The sequence below is a fragment of the Streptomyces sp. NRRL S-646 genome (assembly GCF_000720765.1).
Lineage (GTDB): Bacteria > Actinomycetota > Actinomycetes > Streptomycetales > Streptomycetaceae > Streptomyces.
Genome location: NZ_JODC01000133.1, coordinates 1 through 264 on the forward strand (window position 1 = coordinate 1; position 264 = coordinate 264).

Consider the following 264-nt stretch of genomic DNA (forward strand, 5'->3'; position numbering starts at 1 on the left):
CCGGAGCGGATCGGGGAGATGCTGGCCGACCTGGTCGCGCTGTTCGAGGCGGGCGTGCTCAGGCCCCTGCCCGTGACGTGCTGGGATGTGCGGCGCGCCCCGGAGGCGTTCCGGTATGTGTCGCAGGCGCGGCATGTGGGCAAGGTCGTGCTCACGGTCCCGGTGCCGTTGGATCCGGACGGCACGGTGCTGGTGACCGGTGGTACGGGTGGTCTGGGTGCGCTGGTGGCCCGGCACCTGGTGACCGAGCATGGAATCCGGCAT

General features: G+C 71.2%; 1 protein-coding gene. It reads left to right on the forward strand.

The genetic code is table 11. The annotated features are described in order from the left end of the window. A partial coding sequence (locus tag IH68_RS51505) for a zinc-binding dehydrogenase (RefSeq protein ID WP_037886812.1) occupies window positions 1-264 on the forward strand: 264 nt, incomplete at both ends.